Genomic DNA, 5,485 nt, shown 5'->3' on the forward strand with positions numbered 1-5,485 from the left:
ATCATTCGGTGGCCCAAATAACCATGTATCAAAATGACGTTTTCTTTGTCATTAGGTAAGTCGACATAAATAGTGTAATGACTGGTTCTAGGCTCACTTAAACTAGGGCCAAATGAAACTACCGTATTCAAGCTATCATTTTGGTGTTGATTCTCGCTCTCAACGTTAAACATTTGTATAACACTATTCATGACTGCGCCCAATTGCCTCGATATTTAAACATCAGTCTAACAGTTTTTTTTAAATGGAAACCTGTAGGAAATAACAGGTGATATGGCTAACATTCAGGCCAATCACCCTTTTATCAAATTGGGAGAGGTTTAAAATCGTACTGTCAATGCTTCAACTTGAGCCTAAGCGCTAAAGGCGCAACCGCAGTCATCACAGTTAGTCTATTTTTGATCTCTGAAGATTGTTCTGCGCAGTGCTAAAAGAAAGGATGCCAACCAAGCGATATTGTTGCAGTTAAGAACGTCTATCATTTCCTGTCGTTTGGTCATACGACAGGGTAGAGAACACGGTCCAAGAAAATCTTGAACCGCTACAGTGAGAATTAGCTTAAGCCCTTGTCAGAAAAAAGTTATTTTTTAAGTGGGCGTTGCCAGCCTTCAATATGCCGTTGCTTGGCGCGAGCCACCACCAGCTCACCAGCGGCGGCATCACGGGTCAACACTGTGCCGGCGCCAACTGTAGCATTAACGCCCACCGTTACCGGGGCCACCAGTGAGCTGTTAGAGCCGATAAAGGCGCCGTCTTGAATAGTCGTCACAAACTTATTGGCACCATCGTAGTTGCAGGTAATGGTACCGGCACCGACGTTAACTTTATCACCAATTAGCGCATTACCCAGGTAAGTTAAGTGGTTGGCTTTAGAGCCTTTGCCCAGGGTGGTTTTTTTCATTTCAACAAAATTGCCAACATGGCTGTCATCCAACATCACACTGTCTGGCCGCAGGCGGGCATAAGGACCCACGGAACAGTCGCTGCCGACAGTGGCTTTTTCTATCATCGAATTGGGCTTTATTTCGGTGTTATCACCAATGGTGCAGTCTTTTAAAATACAGTTAGCACCGATAGTTACACCTTTGCCCAACACGACCTTGCCTTCAAAAATCACGTTAATATCAATCATCACGTCATTGCCGACGACTACGCTGCCACGCACATCAATGCGTGCCGGATCGCGTAGGTTGGCACCAGCGAGCATTAACTCTTCGGCTTTTCGTTGCTGATAAGCCCGCTCTAAGGCAGCGAGTTGCACCCGGTTATTGGCGCCTTCCACTTCCATCGGGTTTTGCGGCTGGGCAGTGGCGATTGCCACACCTTCGCTATGCGCCATGGCAATCACATCGGTCAGATAATATTCGCCCTGAGCATTGCTGTTCGACAGCTTACCCAGCCAGCTTTTTAACTGCTTACCCGGCAAGGCCATAATGCCGCTATTCACTTCATTAATAAGCAGTTGCTCTGGTGAGGCATCTTTTTGTTCAACGATACCCACCACCTTGCCATTTTGCCGCACTATGCGGCCATAGCCAGTTGGGTTTGGCAGGGTAACCGTTAAAATGGCCAAGCCATTAGCGGGCTTCGCGGCCAACAATTGCTGTAAGGTTTCAAGGCGGGTTAAAGGTACATCGCCATATAGCACCAGCACGGTATCTTCATCAGCAATATTTGGGATAGCCTGGGCTACCGCGTGGCCGGTGCCAAGTTGCTCAGCTTGTAATACCCAATGCAACGATTGTTCGCCCATCGCCGTAATTAACGCCTCGGCACCATAACCATAGACCAGCTGGGGTTTAACAGACCCCAGAGCACGGGCAGTATCAATAACGTGCTGCACCATAGGCCGCTCAGCCACCTTGTGTAACACCTTAGGTAAGTCTGATTTCATCCGTGTGCCTTTACCGGCGGCCAATATCACTACATTTAATGCCATGGTGGTTATCCCTTTAAAAAATAATGTCGCTATTCTAATTGATAATGCTACAGATTACAGGCTTGCAATGAAGTTTTACTGAATAAGTAACGCCACCCGAAGGTGGCGTGACAATGCTTAAGACACAGACATTTAAACTAGTTCTTCTCGGTTTCGCCTATATATTTATCTATAAAGGCTAACATTTTCTGCCAGCGTTCAACGTTATGCTCTGGTTTATAAAAGCCATGGCCTTCTTTGTCTTTTACCAACCACTCGTAAGGATGGTTACGTTTTTCCAGCTCTTCGCGTAAACGGTTGGCATGGATAATCGGTACCCGTCTGTCTTCACGACCATGGATGATAAACACCGGCGCTTTCAGTTTATCCAGATGTTTGATAGGCGATTGCGCATCTAGCCGCTCCTGATCACGGCCAATGGCCATTTCCAGATAATTAATACCACTTTGCCGCTCTGGAATATCGCCATCGGTGTACATCAGGTTTAAATCAAACACGCCAACAAAACCAATAGTACACTTGTATAAATCCGGCTCGCGCACTGCACTCATTAAAGCGGCATAACCACCATAAGAGCCACCATAAGCACAAATTCTATTTTGATCAACGATACCCTTCTTCACCAGATGCATGACGCCATCGGTCATATCATCAATCATGGTGGTGCCCCAGTTCTGATAGCCCAATTGCAGGAAACTGCGGCCAAAACCGCCTGAACCACGGAAGTTAGGTTGCAATACCGCATAGCCATGCTGCGCCAGTACCTTAGCATCCGCATCAATTTCCAGATAATCACGCGGCCCATGCGGACCACCATGAGGCAGCATGATTAAGGGCAGGTTTTTTGGTTCCTTGCCAATGGGTAAGGTTAAAATGGCATGAATATCCAAGCCATCGCGGCTTTTGTATAAGATAGCTGTAGTTTCAGATAACAGCTCTGGCTTTAACCAGGGGCGGCCGTTTAATAAGAAACTCAGCTGTTGATTACGGGTATCAAATAAATAAAATTCCGGCGGATGATTAGCCGAGCGAGTGGTGATAACAATGATATTGTTATCACGGGTTGCTGAAGCTAAGCCAATTTTTTTGCCTGGAAATACGGCCCGCAAGCCCTGAGCAAAACCACTGAAGGTTTTATCTTCAACGTCAGCAAAAAACACATCTTCAAAGGTATCGTACTCATAAGAAGCGCCGATCACTTCACTGATATAGCCATCGTCAATGCTGAAAATTGGCGCTACGTCCACCTTAGGGTGATGCGCCAGCAACTCTTCTTTACCGGTTTCGGGATCTAAAATACTGATGGCTTTAGTATCCGTTTGGGTATCACTTAAACCCAAAATTCGCTTATTGTCTGGTAAGAATGCCAGCGGATCAAAGCTACCATCACGCTGACCATAACGACGCAGTACTGCCCAGTCACTGCGCTCATCTTTACGATACATCATGATCATTTCATTGTCGTTATTCTGATCAACACCTACCGCTATGCGCGCTAAACCATTACGGTCTAATATCAGTCCAGCTGAGCGCATCGGTGCCCGTGTTACCTGACGGGTACGGCCGGTATCCACGTTCATGCGTTTTAACAACGTAAAAGAACCGCGCACATTGGGTGTGGCAGTGGCTATCATCACGAACTTTTCTTCTTCGGGCAAAAAGCTGACGATTTGCGCGCCATCTGTCTCGTGTCTGGCCCTGTAGCCTGTCAGCATTTGCGGGTTAGAACCATCGGCATTTACCGCAAAAATCTCACCTGTAGGCACTGGTTGCTCCAGCGAGCCGATATCTCGTACCAGATTAATTAAAATACGTTCATTATTAGCCCAGTTAAAACTGCCAATGGAATCTGTGCCTTCAAAGTGCCGGATGCTAATGATTTTATTAGAAGCAACATCAATCACATTAAGCAGAATAGTGCCTTCATCATTGCGGCTGGTCGCGGCCAGATATTTGCCGCTGGGTGAAATTTGAATTTGTAAAAACTGAGAAGGACGGGCAAAGTCTTCCAGTGAAAGCTGTGCAGCCACCGGCCAACAGAAGAATATTAACGCGAGTAGCATTTTTTTCATTGTTATAGTACTCCGGACATATTTAATTCATCATTATCATGCCATAGAACTTTAGCCAACACAGCCATAACCTTTAATTTTGGATAAAAAAAAGCCACCCTTAGGTGGCTTTTTCTATAAACGCTGACTTATTTTTTGCGTAATTTCTGAATGATCCGCAACTGTGCAATAGCCTCGGCTAATTGCGCAGCAGCTTCAGCATAGTTGAAATCTGCACCGGCATTCTGCATGGCTTCAGTTGCACGCTTTTGTGCATCTAAAGCCGCTTGCTCGTCTAAGTCTTCGCCACGTACCGCCACATCGGCCAGCACTATGATACCGTCGGGTTGCACTTCAATGACCCCGCCAGCAACATAAATCATGTGCTCTTCACCGAACTGCTTCACGATACGGACCATGCCAGGTTTCAGAGGAGTCAGTAACGGGGCGTGAAAAGGTAAAATACCTAACTCGCCCTCACTGCCTGTGACCTGCACGGACTCGACAAGGCCAGAGAAAATTTTCTCTTCAGCACTTACTACATCCAGTTGCACTGTCATCGCCATTTCGCTCTCCTAAAGCCTGGTTGCTTAAATCTTCTTCGCTTTTTCGATAGCTTCGTCGATTGAACCAACCATGTAGAACGCCTGCTCTGGCATATGGTCGTATTCACCGTCCAAAATACCTTTAAAGCCACGGATAGTTTCTTTCAGCGGTACGTATTTGCCTGGCGAGCCAGTGAATACTTCAGCAACGAAGAACGGTTGAGACAGGAAACGCTGGATTTTCCGTGCACGGTATACCAAAGTCCGGTCTTCATCAGACAATTCGTCCATACCTAAGATGGCGATAATGTCTTTCAGTTCTTTGTAACGCTGCAGTACGGTTTGCACACCGCGAGCTACGTCATAGTGCTCTTTACCGATAACCAGTGGATCTAACTGACGAGAAGTAGAATCCAATGGGTCGATTGCCGGGTAAATACCCAGTGAAGCAATGTTACGGCTCAGTACTACCGTTGCATCTAAGTGCGAGAAGGTCGTAGCTGGTGACGGATCAGTTAAGTCATCCGCAGGTACGTATACCGCCTGAATAGACGTAATAGAACCTGTCTTGGTAGAAGTGATACGCTCTTGCAGGGCACCCATCTCTTCTGCCAATGTTGGCTGATAACCTACGGCTGATGGCATCCGACCTAACAGCGCTGATACTTCAGTACCAGCCAGAGTGTAACGGTAGATGTTATCAACGAAGAACAGTACGTCACGACCTTCATCACGGAATTTTTCCGCCATGGTTAAGCCAGTTAAGGCTACGCGTAAACGGTTACCTGGTGGCTCGTTCATCTGACCGTACACTAGCGATACTTTATCCAGTACGTTAGAGTCTTTCATTTCATGATAGAAGTCGTTACCTTCACGGGTACGCTCACCCACACCAGCGAATACTGAGTAACCGCTGTGCTCGATCGCGATGTTCCGGATCAGTTCCATCA

The 5,485-nt window shown here is 46.7% G+C and carries 5 protein-coding genes; all 5 read right to left on the reverse strand.

What is annotated here, in order from left to right; genetic code table 11:
* Window positions 1-191, reverse strand: a 191-nt coding sequence (locus tag V7D78_RS15765) for a hypothetical protein (protein WP_333609416.1), incomplete at its 3' end; no start/stop codon positions are given.
* 389 nt (window positions 192-580) lie between these two features.
* The gene (gene glmU, locus V7D78_RS15770; RefSeq protein WP_333609417.1) at window positions 581-1,939 is read right to left on the reverse strand and encodes a bifunctional UDP-N-acetylglucosamine diphosphorylase/glucosamine-1-phosphate N-acetyltransferase GlmU; all 1,359 of its coding nucleotides are present in this window, start codon (window positions 1,937-1,939) and stop codon (window positions 581-583) included.
* Window positions 1,940-2,076: 137 nt separating this feature from the next.
* Entirely contained in the window at window positions 2,077-4,011 is a 1,935-nt protein-coding gene (locus V7D78_RS15775) for a S9 family peptidase (RefSeq protein WP_333609418.1), read from the reverse strand.
* Window positions 4,012-4,139: 128 nt separating this feature from the next.
* Window positions 4,140-4,556: a F0F1 ATP synthase subunit epsilon gene (locus V7D78_RS15780; RefSeq protein WP_333609419.1), complete on the reverse strand. Its 417-nt coding sequence runs from the start codon at window positions 4,554-4,556 to the stop codon at window positions 4,140-4,142.
* 24 nt (window positions 4,557-4,580) lie between these two features.
* On the reverse strand, window positions 4,581-5,485 hold a 905-nt coding region (gene atpD, locus V7D78_RS15785; protein ID WP_333609420.1), incomplete at its 5' end, for a F0F1 ATP synthase subunit beta.

This window comes from Arsukibacterium sp. (assembly GCF_036735525.1).
In the GTDB taxonomy this organism is placed as follows: Bacteria; Pseudomonadota; Gammaproteobacteria; order Enterobacterales; family Alteromonadaceae; genus Alishewanella.